At 69.9% G+C, this 19,349-nt stretch carries 12 protein-coding genes, 1 tRNA gene and 2 rRNA genes; 14 read left to right on the forward strand and 1 reads right to left on the reverse strand.

Features of this window, described 5'->3' with window-relative positions:
- The 4 genes from BMZ82_RS37865 to BMZ82_RS37880 all read left to right on the forward strand — a co-directional run.
- A 23S ribosomal RNA gene (locus BMZ82_RS37865) occupies window positions 1-119 on the forward strand; the annotation flags it as partial.
- Window positions 120-214: 95 nt separating this feature from the next.
- A 5S ribosomal RNA gene (gene rrf / locus BMZ82_RS37870) occupies window positions 215-331 on the forward strand.
- Between the two features lie 114 nt (window positions 332-445).
- Window positions 446-1,108, forward strand: a complete 663-nt coding sequence (locus BMZ82_RS37875; RefSeq protein ID WP_093781943.1) for a DegT/DnrJ/EryC1/StrS family aminotransferase — start codon at window positions 446-448, stop codon at window positions 1,106-1,108.
- 75 nt (window positions 1,109-1,183) lie between these two features.
- Window positions 1,184-1,259 (forward strand) — tRNA-Thr (locus BMZ82_RS37880).
- Window positions 1,260-1,313: 54 nt separating this feature from the next.
- Here the strand turns inward: BMZ82_RS37880 and BMZ82_RS37885 are convergent.
- On the reverse strand, window positions 1,314-4,055 hold the full coding sequence (locus BMZ82_RS37885; protein ID WP_093781944.1) for a SpoIIE family protein phosphatase: 2,742 nt from the start codon (window positions 4,053-4,055) through the stop codon (window positions 1,314-1,316).
- A gap of 393 nt (window positions 4,056-4,448) precedes the next feature.
- On the opposite strand from BMZ82_RS37885, the gene BMZ82_RS37890 reads away from it, so the two are divergent.
- The 10 genes from BMZ82_RS37890 to BMZ82_RS41445 form a co-directional block, all read left to right on the forward strand.
- Window positions 4,449-9,914: a HAMP domain-containing protein gene (locus tag BMZ82_RS37890; RefSeq protein WP_093781945.1), complete on the forward strand. Its 5,466-nt coding sequence runs from the start codon at window positions 4,449-4,451 to the stop codon at window positions 9,912-9,914.
- 261 nt (window positions 9,915-10,175) lie between these two features.
- Window positions 10,176-10,862, forward strand: coding sequence for a response regulator (locus tag BMZ82_RS37895; RefSeq protein WP_093781946.1), 687 nt, complete (start codon window positions 10,176-10,178; stop codon window positions 10,860-10,862).
- A 176-nt stretch (window positions 10,863-11,038) separates the two neighbouring features.
- The gene (locus BMZ82_RS37900) at window positions 11,039-13,747 is read left to right on the forward strand and encodes a DNA translocase FtsK (RefSeq protein ID WP_093781947.1); all 2,709 of its coding nucleotides are present in this window, start codon (window positions 11,039-11,041) and stop codon (window positions 13,745-13,747) included.
- Window positions 13,748-14,014: 267 nt separating this feature from the next.
- Window positions 14,015-14,851, forward strand: a complete 837-nt coding sequence (locus tag BMZ82_RS37905; RefSeq protein WP_093781948.1) for a helix-turn-helix domain-containing protein — start codon at window positions 14,015-14,017, stop codon at window positions 14,849-14,851.
- A gap of 90 nt (window positions 14,852-14,941) precedes the next feature.
- A complete protein-coding gene (gene rimO, locus BMZ82_RS37910) occupies window positions 14,942-16,414 on the forward strand; it encodes a 30S ribosomal protein S12 methylthiotransferase RimO (RefSeq protein WP_093781949.1) in 1,473 nt (490 codons plus the stop codon).
- The gene (gene pgsA / locus BMZ82_RS37915; protein WP_093781950.1) at window positions 16,411-17,187 is read left to right on the forward strand and encodes a CDP-diacylglycerol--glycerol-3-phosphate 3-phosphatidyltransferase; all 777 of its coding nucleotides are present in this window, start codon (window positions 16,411-16,413) and stop codon (window positions 17,185-17,187) included. Before rimO ends, pgsA begins: the two co-directional genes overlap by 4 nt.
- Window positions 17,184-17,729 (forward strand): CinA family protein, encoded by a 546-nt coding sequence (locus tag BMZ82_RS37920; RefSeq protein ID WP_093781951.1) that lies wholly within the window; start codon window positions 17,184-17,186, stop codon window positions 17,727-17,729. Before pgsA ends, BMZ82_RS37920 begins: the two co-directional genes overlap by 4 nt.
- A gap of 109 nt (window positions 17,730-17,838) precedes the next feature.
- A complete protein-coding gene (locus BMZ82_RS37925) occupies window positions 17,839-18,219 on the forward strand; it encodes a helix-turn-helix domain-containing protein (protein WP_057575292.1) in 381 nt (126 codons plus the stop codon).
- A gap of 329 nt (window positions 18,220-18,548) precedes the next feature.
- Window positions 18,549-19,019 (forward strand): Dps family protein, encoded by a 471-nt coding sequence (locus tag BMZ82_RS37930; RefSeq protein WP_093781952.1) that lies wholly within the window; start codon window positions 18,549-18,551, stop codon window positions 19,017-19,019.
- Between the two features lie 86 nt (window positions 19,020-19,105).
- On the forward strand, window positions 19,106-19,349 hold a 244-nt coding region (locus BMZ82_RS41445), incomplete at its 3' end, for a hypothetical protein (protein WP_371271363.1).

Below are 19,349 nucleotides of genomic sequence, written 5' to 3' on the forward strand. Positions count from 1 at the left end.
TATTCCCACCCCCTTTGAGGGGTTAAGGCTCCCAGTAGACGACTGGGTTGATAGGCCGGATGTGGAAGCCCAGTAATGGGTGAAGCTGACTGGTACTAATAGGCCGAGGGCTTGTCCTCAGTTGCTCGCGTCCACTGTGTTGGTTCTGAAACCACGAACAGCCCCATATCCCTGGGCCACAGGGTGTGGTGCGGCTGAAACAGTTTCATAGTGTTTCGGTGGTCATAGCGTGAGGGAAACGCCCGGTTACATTCCGAACCCGGAAGCTAAGCCTTACAGCGCCGATGGTACTGCAGGGGGGACCCTGTGGGAGAGTAGGACACCGCCGAACAATCATTCAAAGGGTTGGGTTCTGAACTTCGGTTCAGAGCCCAACCCTTTTTTGTTGTTGGCCACTTGAAGTTCATGTTGCGCCCTCAGCATCCACGGCATGGGTACTGCTGCAATGCTCAGGGCCGCAGGCGTCGGAGTCGGTGATGAGGTCATCGTGCCGGCCTTCGGGAACGCGGAGATCGCCGGAGCGGCAACCCTGGTGGGTGCGCTGCCGGTGTTCGCGGATGTCGATCCGGTGACGTACTGCCTCGACCCGGCTGCCGTCGAAGCGGCCGTAACGTCGCGGAGCGCGGCCGTAGTTGTCGTCCATCGCTTCGGTCGGCCAGCGGATGTCGGGCGGTTGCACGCTGTGGGGCAGCGGCACGGGCTGTTGGTGCTCGAAGAGGGGGAGTCCGAGGCTCCGTACGACGAGATCGCGCAGCGTCGGGAGCGGGCCGCCTATCTGGACGGGCGGTTGAGGGGCGTGCGGATGCCTGATGGTGGGGACGGGCACACCTATCAGCAGTACGTCGTGCGGGTGCCGGGGAACGGGCGGCCCGACCGTGATGCGTTCGCGCGCGCCTTGCGGGGGAGGGGAGTTGCGTGCCGGGTGCCGGTGAAGACCCCGGTGCACCGGCTGCCCGAGTTCAGGCGGTGTGTGTCATTGCCGGAGACCGAGTCGGCGGCCGACGAGACGCTCGCGTTGCCGGTGGACGCCTCGTTGACGAAGCGGGACATGCAGCGCATTGTGGTGGCCTGCAACGCGCTGGGCGGGTTGCTTCAGCCCGCGTTCTGAACGAGTTTGGGAACACCGGCTCGTTCGGGGTATGATCTATTTCGTTGCCGCGAGGGAAACCTCGAAAAGTAGCTGGCCCCCTTAGCTCAGTCGGCAGAGCGTCTCCATGGTAAGGAGAAGGTCAACGGTTCGATTCCGTTAGGGGGCTCCACAAAAGAAAGCCCTCGCCCTTTCGGGCGGGGGCTTTTCTCATGCCCTGCTTTCCTTACGCCACCCGCATCGCCAGGATCGCCATGTCGTCGGACGGGGCGTCGGACGCGAAGCGTTCCACCGCGCGCATGATGCGGGCGGCGACCGCGCCCGCCGTCAGGCCCGTGCAGGTCGTGAGGACGTCGGCGAGACCGTCGTCGCCCAGCATGCGGGTGCCCTCGCGACGCTCGGTGACGCCGTCCGTGACGCAGAGCAGGACATCGCCCGGGTCGAGGGTGACCGTCTGCTCGTAGAGCTCCAGGTCCTCCAAGACGCCCAGGAGCGGCTGGGGTTCGGCGGCCGCCTCCACCGTGCCGTCCTGGCGGAGGCGGAGGGGGAGCGGGTGGCCGGCGCAGACCACCTTCAGTTCCGCGCTGCCGTCCTCCTGCGGGCGCATCTCGCCGTAGAGGAGGGTCAGGAAGCGGCTGCGGGCGCCCTCGTCGAGGATCGCCGAGTTGAGGCGCTCCAGGACGGCCGGGCCGCTGAGGCCCTCGCGGGCCAGCAGGCGCAGGGCGTGGCGGGCCAGGCCCGTCACCGCCGCCGCGTTCGGGCCCGTGCCGCAGACGTCGCCGATGGCGAAGCCGTAGACGCCGTCGCTGATGGGGAAGACGTCGTAGAAGTCGCCGCCCACCTCGTTGCCCTCGCCGGCCGCTCGGTAGATGACCTCGACCTCGACGCCGTCGATCTTGGGGGTCTCCGGGGGCAGCAGGCTGCGCTGGAGGGCCTGGCTGATGGCCGTGCGCTCCGAGTACAGGCGGGCGTTGTCGAGGGCGAGGGCGGCGCGGCGGGACAAGTCCTCGGCCAGTTCCAGGATTTCCTGGCGGAAGTGTTCGTCGGTGGGCTTGCCGAGGGTCAGCATGCCGATGACGCGGTTGCGGGCGACCAGCGGGAGGACGACGGTCTCGCCGCCCACCGCCGAGGCCGTCGCCAGGGTGGGGCCGATCCCTGAGGACATCTGGTGGGTCGGGCCGCCGGTCAGGCCCAGGCTGCGCATGGAGCTGCGCAGGGCGGCGTCGTGCGCGGCCTCGGCGGGGGCCGCCCAGACCCGGGCGCCGGGGGTGGGGACCGGGTCCGGCGGGGCGATCTTCGACAGCAACGACTTGATGCCGTCGATGAGTTCCTCGTCCTCGTGCAGGACGTACGAGAGGTAGGGGTCGGAGGCCTGGTCGGCGATCGTGTAGACCGCGCACCAGGTGGCCAGGGTCGGGACCGTCATCTGGGCCATCAGGGCCAGGGTCTGGTCGCGGTCCAGGGTGCCCGCGAGGAGGTCGGAGGCCTCGACGAGGAAGCTCAGGGAGCCGCGGCGCAGGCGCTCCAGCTCGCCCAGCCGGGCCGACTCCACGGCCAGCGCGATGCGGTCGGCCGCGAACTGCAGGCGCAGGGCCTCCTCGTTGGAGTAGCGGTTCGGGGCCTCGGCGGCGACGCCGAGGGAGCCGGTGAGGCGGCCCTCGACCTTCAGGGGGACCGTGACGACCGAGCGCATGCCCGTGCCGTTCAGCAGGGGGACGGCGCCGGGGACGGCCGACAGGTCCTCGTGGACGGCCGGCATGCGGGCCGAGCCGTAGCGGCCGGGGCCCGCCTCGACGGGCACGCGCGCGAAGCGCTGGCGGGCGGAGGGCAGGCCGGTGGAGGCGCGGACCTCCAACTCCGTCTCGTCGTCGGTCGCCAGGAGGAGGAACGCGGAGTCGGCGTCGAGCATGTCGCGGGCGCGTTCCACCGTGCGCTGGAGGAGGCCGTCGAGGTCGTCCGGGGCCGGGGAGCCGATGAAGACCTCGAAGGGGTCGGCGCCCTGGCCGTCGGAGCCGGTGGCCGGGTCGGAGGCCGGGACGCGCAACGGGGTCTGCAGGACAGCGCGTTCGTGGTCGCGGACGAGGAGACAGACCGTGGAGGGCTCGCCGTCGGTGTCGCGGACCCGCAGGTGGGAGGCGTACACGGGGGTGACGCGGCCGCTGGAGCTGCGGATGCCGTAGCTGCCCTCCCAGCGGGAGAGCTGGAGGGCCTCCACGATGCCGGTGCTGGTGCCGGGGGTGTGCGGCCAGGCGGCGAGGTCGGTGAGGGGCTTGCCGATGACCTGGTCGGCGGGGTAGCCGAAGAGTTCCTCGGCGTCCTCGTTCCACGCGGAGATGGCGCCCGTGCGGTCGATCTGGACGACCGCCACGCGGACGCGGCTGTCGGCGAGCGGGAGGAGGTCGGCCGGGAGGGACGGGCCGGCGGCGCGGGTGCCCACCGGGCGGTCGGGGAGGTCGAGGTGGAACCAGACCTTTTTGTGGGTGGGGGTGTAGTCGACGCCCCAGCGGCCGGCGATGGCCGCGCAGAGCTGGAGGCCGCGGCCGCCCTCGCGGTCGGGGTTGCCCATGGTGGCAAGGGAGCCCTGGAGGGGGATCTCGCGCTCGGGATACCGGTCGGCCACCTCGATGCGGACGCCGTCGTCGCTGCGCAGGCACAGGACGTCGGCGTGGGTGCCCGCGTGGACGACCGCGTTCGTCACCAGTTCACTGGTGAGGACGACGGCGTCGTCGACGATGTCGGCGAAACCCCAGCCCTGGAGGGTGTCGCGGACGAAGGAGCGGGCCGTCGCCACCGAGCGCCCGACGGGCTCGAAGTTGGCGGCCGCGCGCGCGGTGATCACAGAACTCCTCGGCCGGTCGTCGACGTGCAGGGATCCCTGATCGGCCAGGTCGCGCCGCTGGTGGGGCGGACGCGTGGTTGAAGGCCGGGGGTCCGGGGTCTGTCCCCCCGGGATCAGTCCGGTGGTCATGTGTGCGGCCGCCCCTCCGATGCCCGCTCGTGCTCGTGCCACCGCCCAGGCCGGACGGACCGGCGTGGCTGGACAGCCGGATGCAAGGTTACTTACCTTCCGGGTCCCTGCGGATGCCGGTCACCCTCGTTTTCGCCCGAGGGTGTGGGGACGATGTGCGAAGCTGCCGAACTGTTATGGCCGTGTTCGGCAAGGGTGAAACACTGGGCAAGCTTCTTGTGAAGGTCCGGGCAGACTGGGTGTCTTCTGAGTACAGGGGGCAGCAGCCTCCCGGGCACGCCTGGTTTGATCAGGCGGCATACCCGGCGGTAACAGGTACGGCGAGCAGTAGCACCAGTACCACCAGCAGCACCCAGGCACAGCGATGACGGTCGATCCCTGCGGGAGGGGCAAGTGGAGTCTGGCGCAGCGACGCGCGGCACTAAGGCGCGCGCGAAAGGCGGACAGTCCCTGAGCAGGCAGCGCACCCCACGCGGCGGGACGACCGTCGTGGACACGGCGGCCCTGGACCGGCTGCTGGTCGCCCTGGTGTCCATGCGGGAGGGCAATTTCCGCAAGCGGCTCACGGTGTCCGGGGACGGCGTGATGTCGGAGATCGCGGCCGTGTTCAACGAGGTCGCGGACCGAAATCTCCACCTCACGGGTGAGCTGTCGCGGGTGCGGCGCATGGTGGGACGGGAGGGAAAGCTCACCGAGCGGCTGGAGACGGGCGCCTGTGAGGGGTCCTGGGCGACCGCCATCGACAACTCGAACGCGCTGGTCGACGACCTCGTACGGCCTGTTTCCGAGGTCGGGCGGGTGCTGTCGGCGGTGGCCGAGGGTGATCTGTCGCCGCGGATGGAGCTCAGGACGCACACGCCTGAGGGGACCGGGCATCCGCTGCGCGGGGAGTTCCTGAAGGTCGGGCGGACGGTCAACAACCTGGTCGACCAGTTGTCGACGTTCACCGACGAGGTCACGCGCGTGGCCAGTGAGGTGGGCACCGAGGGCAAGCTCGGCGGGCAGGCCCAGGTGCGCGGTATGTCGGGTTCGTGGAAGGACCTGACGGAGTCCGTCAACACGATGGCGTACCGGTTGACGGCGCAGGTGCGGGACATCGCGCTGGTGACGACGGCCGTGGCCAAGGGTGATCTGTCCCGGAAGGTGACGGTTCACGTCGAGGGCGAGATGCTCGAGCTGAAGAACACCGTCAACACGATGGTGGACCAGCTCTCCGCGTTCTCGTCCGAGGTGACCCGGGTCGCCCGGGAGGTGGGCACCGAGGGCATTCTCGGCGGTCAGGCGCAGGTGTCCGGCGTGGACGGGGTGTGGAAGGAGCTCACCGATTCGGTGAACACCATGGCCGGGAACCTGACGGCCCAGGTGCGCGGGATCGCGGAGGTGACGACGGCGGTCGCCAACGGCGATCTGTCGCAGAAGGTGACGGTGTCGGCGCGCGGCGAGGTCGCGCAGCTCGCGGACACGATCAACCAGATGACCGAGACGCTGCGGACCTTCGCGGACGAGGTCACGCGCGTGGCCAACGAGGTCGGGGCCGCGGGGCAGCTCGGCGGTCAGGCGAACGTGCCGGGTGCGGCGGGGACGTGGAAGGACCTGACGGACTCCGTCAACACGGTGTTCCGCAATCTCACCATTCAGGTGAGGGACATCGCCGCGGTGACGACGGCCGTGGCCAGCGGTGATCTGTCGCAGAAGGTCACGGTGGACGTGGCCGGCGAGATGCTGGAGCTGAAGAACACCGTCAACGGGATGGTCGACCAGTTGTCGGCGTTCGGCGCCGAGGTCACGCGGGTGGCGCGGGAGATCGGGGTCGAGGGTGAGCTCGGCGGTCAGGCGCAGGTGTCGGGCGCGGCCGGGACGTGGAAGGACCTGACGGACTCCGTCAACACGGCGTTCAGGAATCTCACCGGACAGGTGAGGAACATCGCGCAGGTCACCACGGCGGTGGCCAACGGCGACCTGTCGCAGAAGGTCACGGTGGACGTCTCGGGCGAGATGGCCCAGTTGAAGAACACCGTGAACACGATGGTGGACCAGTTGTCGTCGTTCGCCGACCAGGTGACCCGGATGGCCCGGGACGTGGGCACGGAGGGCCGGCTCGGCGGGCAGGCGAACGTGCCGGGCGCGGCGGGGACATGGAAGGAACTCACCGACTCCGTCAACTCGATGGCGGGCAACCTCACGTCGCAGGTGCGCAACATCGCGCAGGTGACGACGGCCGTGGCCCGGGGCGACCTGTCGCAGAAGATCGACGTCGACGCGCGCGGCGAGATCCTGGAGCTGAAGAACACCATCAACACGATGGTCGACCAGCTCTCCGCCTTCGCCGACCAGGTGACCCGGGTCGCGCGCGAGGTGGGCACGGCGGGGCAGCTCGGCGGGCAGGCGCAGGTGCCCGGGGTGGCCGGGGTGTGGCGGGACCTGACGGACTCGGTGAACGGCATGGCCGGCAACCTCACCGCCCAGGTGCGCAACATCGCGCAGGTGGCCACCGCCGTGGCCCGCGGCGACCTCTCCCAGAAGATCACCGTGGACGCGCGCGGGGAGATCCTGGAGCTGAAGAACACCCTGAACACGATGGTCGACCAGTTGTCGTCGTTCGCCCAGGAGGTCACCCGGGTGGCCCGGGAGGTCGGTACGGAGGGGCAGCTCGGCGGGCAGGCCGAGGTGCAGGGGGTCTCCGGCACCTGGAAGGACCTCACGCAGTCCGTGAACTTCATGGCGAACAACCTGACGATCCAGGTGCGTCAGATCGCCGATGTCACGACCGCGGTCGCCAAGGGCGACCTGTCGAAGAAGATCACCGTCGACGCCAAGGGCGAGATCCTCGAGCTCGTCACCACCGTGAACACGATGGTGGACCAGTTGTCGTCGTTCGCCGAGCAGGTGACCCGGGTGGCCCGCGAGGTGGGCACCGAGGGCATCCTCGGCGGGCAGGCGCACGCGTCGGGCGTCACGGGCATCTGGAAGGACCTCACCGACAACGTCAACCTGATGGCCAAGAACCTGACCATGCAGGTGCGCAACATCTCCCAGGTCGCGGCGGCCGTCGCCAACGGGGACCTGACGCGGACGGTGACGATCGAGGCGCGCGGCGAGGTGCAGCAGCTCGCCGACACCTTCAACACCATGGTGAAGACGCTGAGTTCGTTCGCCGACCAGGTCACCAAGGTGGCTCGTGAGGTGGGCACGGACGGCATCCTCGGTGGTCAGGCGCATGTGCCGGGGGTGGCGGGCACCTGGAAGGACCTCACCGACTCGGTGAACGGCATGGCGTCCAACCTGACCGGCCAGGTGCGCAACATCGCCATGGTCACGACGGCCATTGCCAAGGGCGACCTGACGAAGAAGATCGACATCGACGCGCGCGGGGAGATCCTCGAGCTGAAGACGACCATCAACACGATGGTCGACCAGTTGTCGTCGTTCGCCGAGGAGGTCACCCGGGTCGCCCGCGAGGTGGGTACGGAGGGGCAGCTCGGCGGGCAGGCACGCGTGCGTGACGTCGACGGGACCTGGCGCGACCTCACCGAGTCGGTGAACGAGATGGCCGGGAACCTGACCCGGCAGGTGCGGGCCATCGCGCGCGTGGCGACGGCGGTGACCCGCGGCGACCTGAACCTGAAGATCGACGTGGACGCGTCCGGGGAGATCCAGGAACTCCAGGACTACATCAACAAGATGATCGCCAACCTGCGTGACACCACGATCGCCAACAAGGAGCAGGACTGGCTCAAGGGCAACCTCGCGCGCGTGTCGGCCCTGATGCAGGGGCGGCGCGACCTGGAGGACGTGGCCTCGCTCATCATGAGCGAGCTGCCGCCCCTGGTGGCCGCGCAGCACGGCGCGTTCTTCCTGGCGATGCCGCCGGCCGACGGCGACGCCGACCAGTACGAGCTGCGCATGCTGGGGTCGTACGGGTACTCCATGGGCTCCATGCCGACGTCGTTCCGGCCGGGGGAGGCGCTGGTCGGGACGGCCGCGCAGGAGAAGCGCACGATTCTCGTCGCGAACGCGCCGAGCGGCTATCTGAAGATCTCCTCGGGGCTCGGCGAGGCGCCGCCCGCGCAGGTGATCGTGTTGCCGGTGCTGTTCGAGGGGCTGGTGCTCGGGGTGATCGAGCTGGCGTCGTTCACGAAGTTCACCCAGATCCAGAAGGACTTCCTCAACCAGCTCGCCGAGATGATCGCGACCAGCGTCAACACCATCTCCGTCAACACCAAGACCGAGCTGCTGCTGAAGCAGTCGCAGGAGCTGACCGAGCAACTGCGGGAGCGGTCGGCGGAGTTGGAGCAGCGGCAGAAGGCCCTTCAGGCGTCCAACGCCGAACTGGAGGAGAAGGCCGAGCTGCTGGCGCAGCAGAACCGTGACATCGAGGTGAAGAACACCGAGATCGAGGAGGCGCGGCAGGTCCTGGAGGAGCGCGCCGAGCAGCTCGCGGTGTCGATGCGCTACAAGAGCGAGTTCCTCGCCAACATGTCGCACGAGCTGCGTACGCCGCTCAACTCGCTGCTGATCCTGGCCAAGCTGCTCGCCGACAACGCGGAGGGCAACCTCTCGCCGAAGCAGGTCGAGTTCGCCGAGACGATCCACGGGGCCGGTTCCGACCTGCTCCAGTTGATCAACGACATCCTGGACCTGTCGAAGGTCGAGGCGGGCAAGATGGACGTCTCGCCGACCAGGATCGCGCTCGTCCAGTTGGTCGACTACGTGGAGGCCACCTTCCGGCCGCTGACCGCGGAGAAGGGCCTCGACCTGTCGGTGCGGGTGTCGCCGGAGCTGCCGGCCACGCTGCACACCGACGAGCAGCGGCTGCTTCAGGTGCTGCGCAACCTGCTGTCGAACGCGGTGAAGTTCACCGACTCCGGTTCGGTCGAGCTGGTCATCCGGCCGGCCGGGGCGGAGGTGCCGGTGGCGATCCGGGAGCAGTTGCTGGAGGCCGGTTCGCTGACAGACGCCGACGCGCCGCTGATCGCGTTCTCGGTGACCGACACCGGGATCGGGATCGCGGCGAGCAAGATGCGGGTGATCTTCGAGGCGTTCAAGCAGGCGGACGGCACCACCAGCCGCAAGTACGGCGGTACGGGGCTGGGGTTGTCCATCTCGCGGGAGATCGCGCAGTTGCTCGGCGGTGAGATCCACGCGCAGAGCGAGCCGAGCCGTGGTTCGACGTTCGCGCTGTATCTGCCGCTGCACCCGAGCGAGTTGCCGCCGCAGGGCTACCAGCAGGTCGTGCCCGCGCTGGAGGCCGGCGACCTGGTGGCCTCGGAGAGCAGCGGGGCGGCCGAGCTGTCGGAGCTGTCCGAGGCGGAGATCCGGATGCCGTCCGAGGTGCGGTCGTACCAGGACGCGCAGAACGGTCCGGCGGCGCTGTTCCGGCGCCGGCGCCGGATGGCGAACAGCGGCGAGCAGGTGGGGCGGCCGGAGCACTGGCCGGCGCGTGGACAGGACTCGGAGGCACCCGCGCGCGTGGGCATCCGGTTCGGCGGCGAGAAGGTGCTCATCGTCGACGACGACATCCGCAACGTGTTCGCGCTGACCAGCGTCCTGGAACAGCACGGCCTGTCGGTGCTGTACGCGGAGAACGGCCGCGAGGGCATCGAGGTCCTGGAGCAGCACGACGACGTGGCGGTCGTCCTGATGGACATCATGATGCCCGAGATGGACGGCTACGCGACGACGACGGCGATCCGGCGGATGCCGCAGTTCTCCGGGCTGCCGATCATCGCGCTGACGGCGAAGGCGATGAAGGGCGACCGGGAGAAGGCCCTCGAGTCGGGCGCCTCCGACTATGTGACGAAGCCGGTCGACCCCGATCACCTGCTGACGGTGATGCAGCAGTGGATGCGGGACGCGTGAGAGAGTCTGCGCCGTGACGGGAACAATCGGCCCGGGGCCGGAGTTGGCGACTTGGGGTTTCCGACGCCGTGTAGCCGGGCGGGATTCGGGGAACCTTCTGGTCTCGTGCCGCGTTCCCGCTACGTGCACAGTGACATTACGGTGACAGGGTGTGGTGACGGTCGGGGTGCGGCTACCATGACCGGCACAAGGAAGGGCGGCGCAAAGGAGTCGTCCCCAGGGGCGGCGCCCGGTGCACTGCCGGGGCGAGGAGGGCGGGCCATGGTGCAGAAGGCCAAGATCCTCCTGGTCGATGACCGGCCGGAGAATCTGCTGGCGCTGGAGGCGATCCTCTCTGCGCTCGATCAGACGCTGGTGCGGGCATCGTCCGGGGAAGAGGCGCTCAAAGCACTGCTGACGGACGACTTCGCGGTCATTCTGCTGGACGTCCAGATGCCGGGAATGGACGGCTTCGAGACGGCCGCGCACATCAAGCGGCGAGAGCGGACCAGGGACATCCCGATCATCTTCCTCACCGCGATCAACCACGGGCCGCACCACACCTTTCGGGGTTATGCGGCGGGTGCGGTGGACTACATCTCCAAGCCGTTCGACCCGTGGGTGCTGCGCGCGAAGGTCTCGGTGTTCGTCGAGCTGTACATGAAGAACTGCCAGTTGCGTGAGCAGGCGGCGCTGCTGCGGCTCCAGTTGGAGGGCGGTGGCGGCAAGACCGCGTCGGGCGGCGCCAAGGAGGCGGCGGGGCTGCTCGCCGAGCTCTCCGCGCGGCTCGCGGCCGTCGAGGAGCAGGCGGAGGCCCTGTCCAAGCAGCTCGACGACGAGTCGGCGGACGCGGCGGCGGTGGCCACGGCGGCGCACCTGGAGCGCAAACTGACCGGTCTGCGCCGGGCGCTGGACGCCCTGGAGCCGGGCGCCGGCAGCGGCGCGACCTCCCTGCCGTCGCCGAACTGATCGGATCCGCGGAGCGGAACTGACGCGTGCGACGCATGGAGTTGCGTATGAGGGCGCGTCAGTTCCCGTTCCCGGCATTGCGGACGCGTCACTTCCGCGCCTTCGCCTGGACGACACGATCGGGTGAAGCAGTAGGCACACGTGTCCCTTGTGGTCTCCACCGGTAACCTCACAGCATGGCCTCACGTCCCTCCGCAGCCAAGAAGCCGCCCGCCAAGAGGGCGGCCGCTCCCGCGAAGGCTCCGGCGAAGAAGGCCGCCGCGAAAAAGGCGCCGGCCAAAAGAGCCGCGGCCGAGAAGCCCGCGCCCGCGCCCCCGCCGGCTCCCAATCCCACCGGTGGCATCTACCGGCTGGTCCGCGCCGTCTGGCTCGGGCTGACACATGGCGTCGGTGCGGTGTTCCGGGGCATAGGGAACGGCGCGAAGAACCTCGACCCGGCCCACCGCAAGGACGGCGTCGCGCTGCTGCTGTTCGGCGTCGCGCTGATCGTCGCCGCGGGCACCTGGGCCGACCTGCGCGGTCCCGTCGGCGGCCTCGTCGAGATCCTGGTGACCGGCGCCTTCGGCCGGCTCGACCTGCTGGTGCCGATCCTCGTCGCGGTGATCGCCGTGCGCCTCATCCGGCACCCCGAGAAGCCCGAGGCCAACGGCCGCATCGTGATCGGCCTGTCCGCGCTCGTCATCGGCGTGCTCGGCCAGGTCCACATCGCCTGCGGCGCGCCCGCCCGCAGCGCCGGCATGCAGGCGATAAGGGACGCCGGCGGTCTCATCGGCTGGGGCGTGGCGACCCCGCTGACGTACACCATGGGCGACGTCCTCGCCGTACCGCTGCTGGTGCTGCTCACGGTGTTCGGGCTGCTGGTCGTCACGGCGACCCCGGTCAACGCCATTCCGCAGCGGCTGCGGCAGCTCGGGGTGCGGCTCGGCGTCCTGCACGACCCGGCTGACGAGTACGACGAGTCCGACGACGACGCGCGCTACGACGAGCAGTGGCGCGAGGCGCTGCCAGGCCGCCCCCGACGGCGCTCGAGCGCCCCCCGGGCGTACGACCCCGACGACGCCGAGCAGGAGGCGCTGTCCCGGCGGCGCGGCCGCCCCCGGCGCTCGGCGGTGCCGCAGCCGGCCATGGACCGGGAACTGGACGCCGTGGACATCGCGGCGGCCGCCGCGGCCGACCTCGACGGCGCGGTCCTGCACGGCATGCCGCCCTCGCCGCTCGTCGCCGACCTCACCCAGGGCGTGAGCGTCGGCGACCGGGAGCCGACGACGCCGACGCCCGTCCCGGCACCGGCCTCCCGCCCCCGGCAGGAGCGCCTCAAGGTCGGCGGGGCTGTCCCCGACCTGACCAAGTCGGCCCCCGAGGAGATGCGCGAGCTGCCGCCGCGCGCCGAACAGCTCCAGCTCTCCGGCGACATCACCTACTCGCTGCCCTCCCTCGACCTCCTGGAGCGCGGCGGCCCCGGCAAGTCGCGCAGCGCCGCCAACGACGCCATCGTCGCCTCGCTGACGAACGTCTTCACCGAGTTCAAGGTCGACGCCGCCGTCACCGGCTTCACCCGCGGTCCGACGGTCACGCGCTACGAGGTCGAGCTCGGCCCCGCCGTGAAGGTCGAGCGGATCACCGCGCTGGCCAAGAACATCGCGTACGCCGTCGCCAGCCCCGACGTGCGGATCATCAGCCCGATCCCGGGCAAGTCCGCGGTCGGCATCGAGATCCCGAACACCGACCGGGAGATGGTCAACCTCGGCGACGTCCTGCGGCTCGCGGACGCGGCGGAGGACGACCACCCGATGCTGGTGGCGCTCGGCAAGGACGTCGAGGGCGGCTACGTGATGGCCAACCTGGCGAAGATGCCGCACGTCCTGGTGGCCGGAGCCACCGGTTCCGGCAAGTCGTCGTGCATCAACTGCCTGATCACGTCGATCATGGTCCGCGCGACCCCCGAGGACGTGCGGATGGTCCTGGTCGACCCCAAGCGCGTCGAGCTCACCGCCTACGAGGGCATCCCGCACCTGATCACGCCCATCATCACCAACCCCAAGCGGGCCGCCGAGGCGCTCCAGTGGGTCGTACGGGAGATGGACCTGCGCTACGACGACCTCGCGGCGTACGGCTTCCGGCACATCGACGACTTCAACGAGGCCATAAGGAACGGCAAGGTCAAGCCGCCCCTGGGCAGCGAGCGGGAGCTTCAGCCGTACCCGTACCTGCTGGTGATCGTGGACGAGCTCGCCGACCTGATGATGGTCGCCCCGCGCGACGTCGAGGACGCGATCGTGCGGATCACGCAGCTCGCCCGCGCGGCCGGCATCCACCTGGTGCTCGCCACGCAGCGCCCGTCGGTCGACGTCGTCACCGGCCTCATCAAGGCGAACGTGCCCTCCCGGCTCGCCTTCGCCACCTCCTCGCTCGCCGACTCGCGCGTCATCCTCGACCAGCCGGGCGCCGAGAAGCTCATCGGCAAGGGCGACGGGCTGTTCCTGCCGATGGGCCAGAACAAGCCCACGCGGATGCAGGGCGCCTTCGTGACCGAGGACGAGGTCGCGGCGGTCGTCCAGCACTGCAAGGACCAGATGGCGCCGGTCTTCCGGGACGACGTCACCGTCGGCACCAAGCAGAAGAAGGAGATCGACGAGGACATCGGCGACGACCTCGACCTGCTGTGCCAGGCGGCCGAGCTGGTGGTCTCCACCCAGTTCGGGTCGACGTCCATGCTCCAGCGCAAGCTGCGCGTCGGCTTCGCCAAGGCCGGCCGGCTGATGGACCTCATGGAGTCGCGGAACATCGTCGGGCCCAGCGAGGGATCCAAGGCGCGCGACGTTCTCGTGAAGCCGGACGAGTTGGACGGCGTGCTCGCGGTGATCCGGGGGGAGTCTGCGGGGTAGACCTCGGGGTAGACGCATGTGCGGGGAGCGGAGGCCGGTCGTGACTCACCCGTTAGAGAGCGGTGGGCAACCGTTTCCCTTTGACGTACGTCAAGTTGAGCGAGAGGACAGGTGCGGCTCCTCGCCGGGGCCGTAACCGGCCCGTCATCGGCGTGTCCGGCCATACCGATGGCGTACAAAGTCCCACCGCCCGGTTGCCCCTCCCTTTGGCACCCCCCCTAGACTGAACCTCCAGCACAGGTGGCTACACGCTCGAAAGGCGCCCCCGTGTCCATCGGCAACTCCCCTGAAGACGAGCGTCGGTTCGAAGACCCGTCCGAGGAAGCCCCCTTCTCCATCGGCCGCGCCCTGCAGCAGGCGCGCATCGCGGCCGGGCTGACCGTCGACGACGTCAGCAGCGCCACCCGGGTCCGTATCGCCATCGTCCACGCCATCGAGGCCGACGACTTCGCTCCCTGCGGCGGAGACGTCTACGCGCGCGGGCACATCAGGACCCTGGCCAGGGCCGTCCAGCTCGACCCCGCCCCGCTGATGGAGCGGTTCGACGACACGCACGGCGGCCGGCCCGCACCGACCCCGGCCGCGCCCATGTTCGAGGCGGAACGCATCCGCCCCGAGCGGCGCGGGCCGAACTGGACGGCGGCCATGGTCGCCGCGATCGTCGCCGTCGTCGGTTTCGTCGGCTTCACCGCGGTCAAGGGTGGCATCGGCGGCGGGTCGAAGGACCAGGTCGCCGAGGCCACCCCCGCCACCGACAAGACCGTCTCGCCCACGCCGAAGACCGCCAAGCCCGCCGACAAGACGCCGCAGCCCTCCGACAGCGCCATCGCCGCCGCCCCCCAGGACAAGGTGACCGTCCAGGTCAGCGCGACCGACGGACGCAGTTGGATCTCCGCCAAGGACCACAGCGGCCGCCTGCTCTTCGACGGGCTGCTCAAGCAGGGCGACTCCAAGACCTTCCAGGACAGCGAGAAGATCAACCTCGTCCTCGGCGACGCCGGCGCGATCGATCTGTACGTGAACGGCAAGAAGCTCGACGACGACTTCCGGCCCGGCGCGGTGGAGCGTCTGACGTACACGAAGGGCGACCCGCAGGTCGGCTGAGCCGGGCCGCGCTTCGGGTGTCACGGGGTTGGCGGTCTTCGTCAACCCCGTCGACGTTCGGTGTCGGTGGGACAAAGTAGTCTTGAGCCCATGCCTGAACGCCGTACCGTCGCACTCGTCACCCTTGGCTGCGCCCGTAACGAGGTGGACTCGGAGGAGCTCGCAGGCCGTTTGGAGGCGGACGGCTGGCAGCTCGTGGAGGACGCCGAGGACGCCGACGTGGCCGTCGTCAACACCTGCGGTTTCGTCGACGCCGCCAAGAAGGACTCCGTCGACGCCCTGCTCGAGGCCAACGACCTCAAGGGGCACGGCAGAACCCAGGCCGTCGTGGCCGTGGGCTGCATGGCCGAGCGGTACGGCAAGGAACTCGCCGAAGCCCTGCCCGAGGCCGACGGCGTGCTCGGCTTCGACGACTACTCCGACATCTCCGACCGCCTCCAGACCATCCTGAACGGCGGCATCCACGCCTCCCACACCCCGCGCGACCGGCGCAAGCTGCTGCCCATCAGCCCGGCCGAGCGACAGGACTCGGCCGCTTCGGTCGCCCTTCCCGGGCACGGCCCGACCGACCTCCCGGACGGCCTCGCGCCCGCCTCCGGCCCCCGCGCGCCCCTGCGCCGACGGCTGGACGGCTCCCCCGTCGCCTCGGTCAAGCTCGCCTCCGGCTGCGACCGGCGCTGCACCTTCTGCGCCATCCCGTCCTTCCGCGGCTCCTTCATCTCCCGCCGCCCGAGCGACGTGCTGAACGAGACGCGGTGGCTGGCCGAACAGGGCGTCAAGGAGATCATGCTGGTCTCCGAGAACAACACCTCCTACGGCAAGGACCTCGGCGACATCCGCCTGCTGGAGTCGTTGCTGCCCGAGCTCGCCGAGGTCGACGGCCTGGAGCGGGTCCGCGTCAGCTACCTCCAGCCGGCCGAGATGCGGCCCGGTCTGATCGACGTGCTGACCTCCACGCCCAAGATCGCGCCCTACTTCGACCTGTCCTTCCAGCACTCCGCGCCCGGTGTGCTGCGCGCGATGCGCCGCTTCGGCGACACCGACCGCTTCCTGGAACTGCTCGACACCATCCGCGCCAAGGCGCCCCAGGCGGGCGTGCGCTCCAACTTCATCGTGGGCTTCCCCGGCGAGTCCGAGGCCGACCTGGCGGAGCTGGAGCGCTTCCTGAACGGCGCGCGGCTGGACGCCATCGGCGTCTTCGGCTACTCCGACGAGGACGGCACCGAGGCCGCGACGTACGACGACAAGCTCGACGTCGACATCGTCGCGGAGCGCCTCGCCCGGGTCTCCCGGCTCGCCGAGGAGCTCGTCTCGCAGCGGGCCGAGGAGCGGGTCGGCGAGACCGTGCACGTGCTGGTCGAGTCCGTGGACTCCGAGGACGGCACCTACGGCCGTGGCGCGCACCAGGCCCCCGAGACGGACGGGCAGGTGCTGCTCACGAGCGGCGAAGGCCTGAGCGTCGGCCGTATGGTCGAGGCGAAGGTGGTCGGTACGGAAGGTGTCGACCTGGTGGCCGAGCCCCTGCCGGGTTCGCTCGCGTGTAGTGAGGAGGCGGGCAGATGACCGGAGTCCCGGCATCGGCGGCGGGCGGCACCTCCAGCGCGAACGGCGCGCCCGCGAGCGCGGGTTCCGGTGCGGCCTCCGGCAGTGCCTCCTCTGGTGGTGCCTCCTCCGGCGTCGTCGAGACCGGTGCGCCCGGCGGTCCGAAGCCGGTGCGCGGTGGGAAGGTCGTCGCCGCCGCCGTCAACCAGGCGAGCGTCTGGAACATCGCCAACCTGCTGACCATGCTCCGGCTGCTCCTCGTCCCCGGCTTCGTCGCCCTGATGCTGGCCGACGGCGGGTACGACCCGGCGATGCGCGCGTTCGCCTGGGCGGCCTTCGCCGTCGCCATGATCACCGACCTGTTCGACGGCCATCTGGCCCGGACGTACGACCTCGTCACCGACTTCGGGAAGATCGCCGACCCCATCGCCGACAAGGCGATCATGGGAGCGGCGCTGATCTGCCTCTCCTCGCTCGGCGACCTGCCGTGGTGGGTGACGGTGGTGATCCTCGGCCGGGAACTGGGGATCACGCTGCTGCGTTTCCTGGTCATCCGGTACGGCGTCATCCCGGCGAGCCGGGGCGGCAAGCTGAAGACGCTCACCCAGGGCGTGGCCGTCGGGATGTACGTCCTGGCGCTGACGGGGTGGCTGGCGACCCTGAGGTTCTGGGTGATGGCCGCGGCGGTCGTCCTGACCGTGGTGACCGGGCTCGACTATGTGAGACAGGCCATTGTGCTGCGCCGGCAGGGCATCGCCGAGCGCGAGGCCGCGGCGCGGGAGACGGAAGCGTGAGTTCCGTGGCCGCCGACGTGGTGCGACTACTCACGGTCAACGGGGAGACGCTCGCCGTGGCCGAGTCGCTGACCGGTGGGCTCGTTGCGGCGGAGATCACATCGGTGCCCGGGGCGTCCAAGGTCTTCCGCGGTTCGGTCACCGCCTACGCGACCGAGCTCAAGCACGAACTGCTCGGCGTGGACGCGGGCCTGCTGGCCGCTCGCGGAGCGGTGGATGCGCAGGTCGCGGCCCAGATGGCGGCCGGAGTACGCAAGACGCTGGGCGCCGACTGGGGCCTCGCGACGACCGGGGTGGCCGGCCCCGACCCCCAGGACGGACAGCCCGTCGGGACGGTCTTCGTGGCCGTGGACGGGCCGGTGGGCGCGGATTCCGGTTCTGCCGCTGGCGGAAAAGTGGAGGCCCTGCGGTTGAACGGCGACCGGGCGGAAATTCGTAGAGAGAGTGTACGGAGCGTACTCGCACTGCTCCTGACAGAGCTTGCGGGCGAACAGACCGGGAACGAGCGGGCACAGGATACGGAACAGAACGGGGGGTTTTGATGTTTGCAGCCCTGAGTGAACACGACATCGCTCCCCGCACGGCCGCAGCGCGAGGCGGTACGGTGGGGCGTGAAGGATGCGGCTACGCGGTCCGAGGAGGGAGCCACCGATGATTCTGCTCCGTCGCCTGCTGGGTGACGTGCTGCGTCGGCAGCGCCAGCGCCAGGGCCGTACTCTGCGCGAAGTCTCCTCGTCCGCCCGAGTCTCACTCGGCTATCTCTCCGAGGTGGAGCGGGGGCAGAAGGAGGCATCCTCCGAACTGCTCTCCGCCATCTGCGACGCGCTGGACGTACGGATGTCCGAGCTCATGCGGGAAGTGAGCGACGAGCTCGCTCTCGCCGAGCTGGCCCAGTCTGCAGCGGCAACCCCCAGCCAGCCTGTCCCCACGTCGGTCCGTCCGATGCTGGGTTCCGTGTCGGTGACCGGTGTGCCACCGGAGCGGGTGACCATCAAGGCGCCCGCCGAGGCGGTGGACGTGGTCGCCGCTTGATTTCCAGGTGCGTGCGGATCCCTGCGCGAGGGCGCGGGTAGGCACGTAGGCAGGTATCTGTGAAGCCCCGGCCGGGGCTTCTCCGGTAGATCCGGAGGAGTACGGTCGGGGCTTTTCGCGTTCCGTTTCCGGGTTCTCGTTGCGGGTGTTCGTCACGGGTTTTCGTTCCGGGCTCTGTTCCGGGCTCTGTTCCCGGTCCGGGTCCGGGTCCGGGTCCGGCTCCGGTTTCGGTTTCGGTTGGTCGGTGTTCGGTTCGCGTCCGTTTGCCGGTGTCGGGCGCTGAGGTCATCGTGGAGGGGCACGGCGGGAGCCAACCATCGGAGGTACGGATGTACGTGGTGAAGAGTCCCCTGTCCGACGCCGACCTGAAGATCGTCTCCGAGGCCTTGCAGGGCGCGCTCGTCGATCTGGTCGACCTGTCGCTCGTCGCCAAACAGGTCCACTGGAACGTCGTCGGGCCGCGCTTCCGGTCCGTGCACCTCCAGCTCGACGAGGTCGTGGACGTCGCCCGCGCCCACTCCGACACGGTCGCGGAGCGCGCCTCGGCGCTGGGCGTCTCGCCCGACGGGCGTGCGGTGACGGTCGCCGCGAGCAGCGGGATCGGCGCGGTGGCGGAGGGCTGGGTCAAGGACGCCGACGCGGTCGGGACGCTGGTCGCCGCGCTGGGCGCGGTGATCACCCGGATGCGGGAGCGGGTGGCGGCCACGGGGGACGCGGATCCGGTGAGCCAGGACCTGTTCATCGGGATCACCGGCGACCTGGAGAAGCATCACTGGATGTTCCAGGCGGAGAGTGTGTGAGACAGGGGGCTGGGCGGGCTGAGGGGGCTGCGCGGGCTGGGCGGGCTGGGCGGTGTGATGGGGCGGCGGCGAGCCCGGCGGGGCGAATAGTGGGGCGAACAGCGGGGCGGGGGGTGCTGTTGGGGCTCGGCCTGGGGCTGGGGGTGGTGTTGGGCGTGGTGTGGTGGTGGGCCGTGGTGAGACTCGTCGTGGCGCCCGACGCCGGGATTCTGGAGGGAGCGGTCGCCGCCGGGGGGTGGGGGCTGAGCCTGTTGCCGGTCCACTGCGTGGCCAAGGAGCGGGCGGTGGGAGCCGTCGCTGAGGGGCGGTGGAGGGCTGCTTGGCGGGGGG

Origin of the sequence: Streptomyces sp. yr375, assembly GCF_900110755.1 — a bacterium.
Lineage (GTDB): Bacteria > Actinomycetota > Actinomycetes > Streptomycetales > Streptomycetaceae > Streptomyces.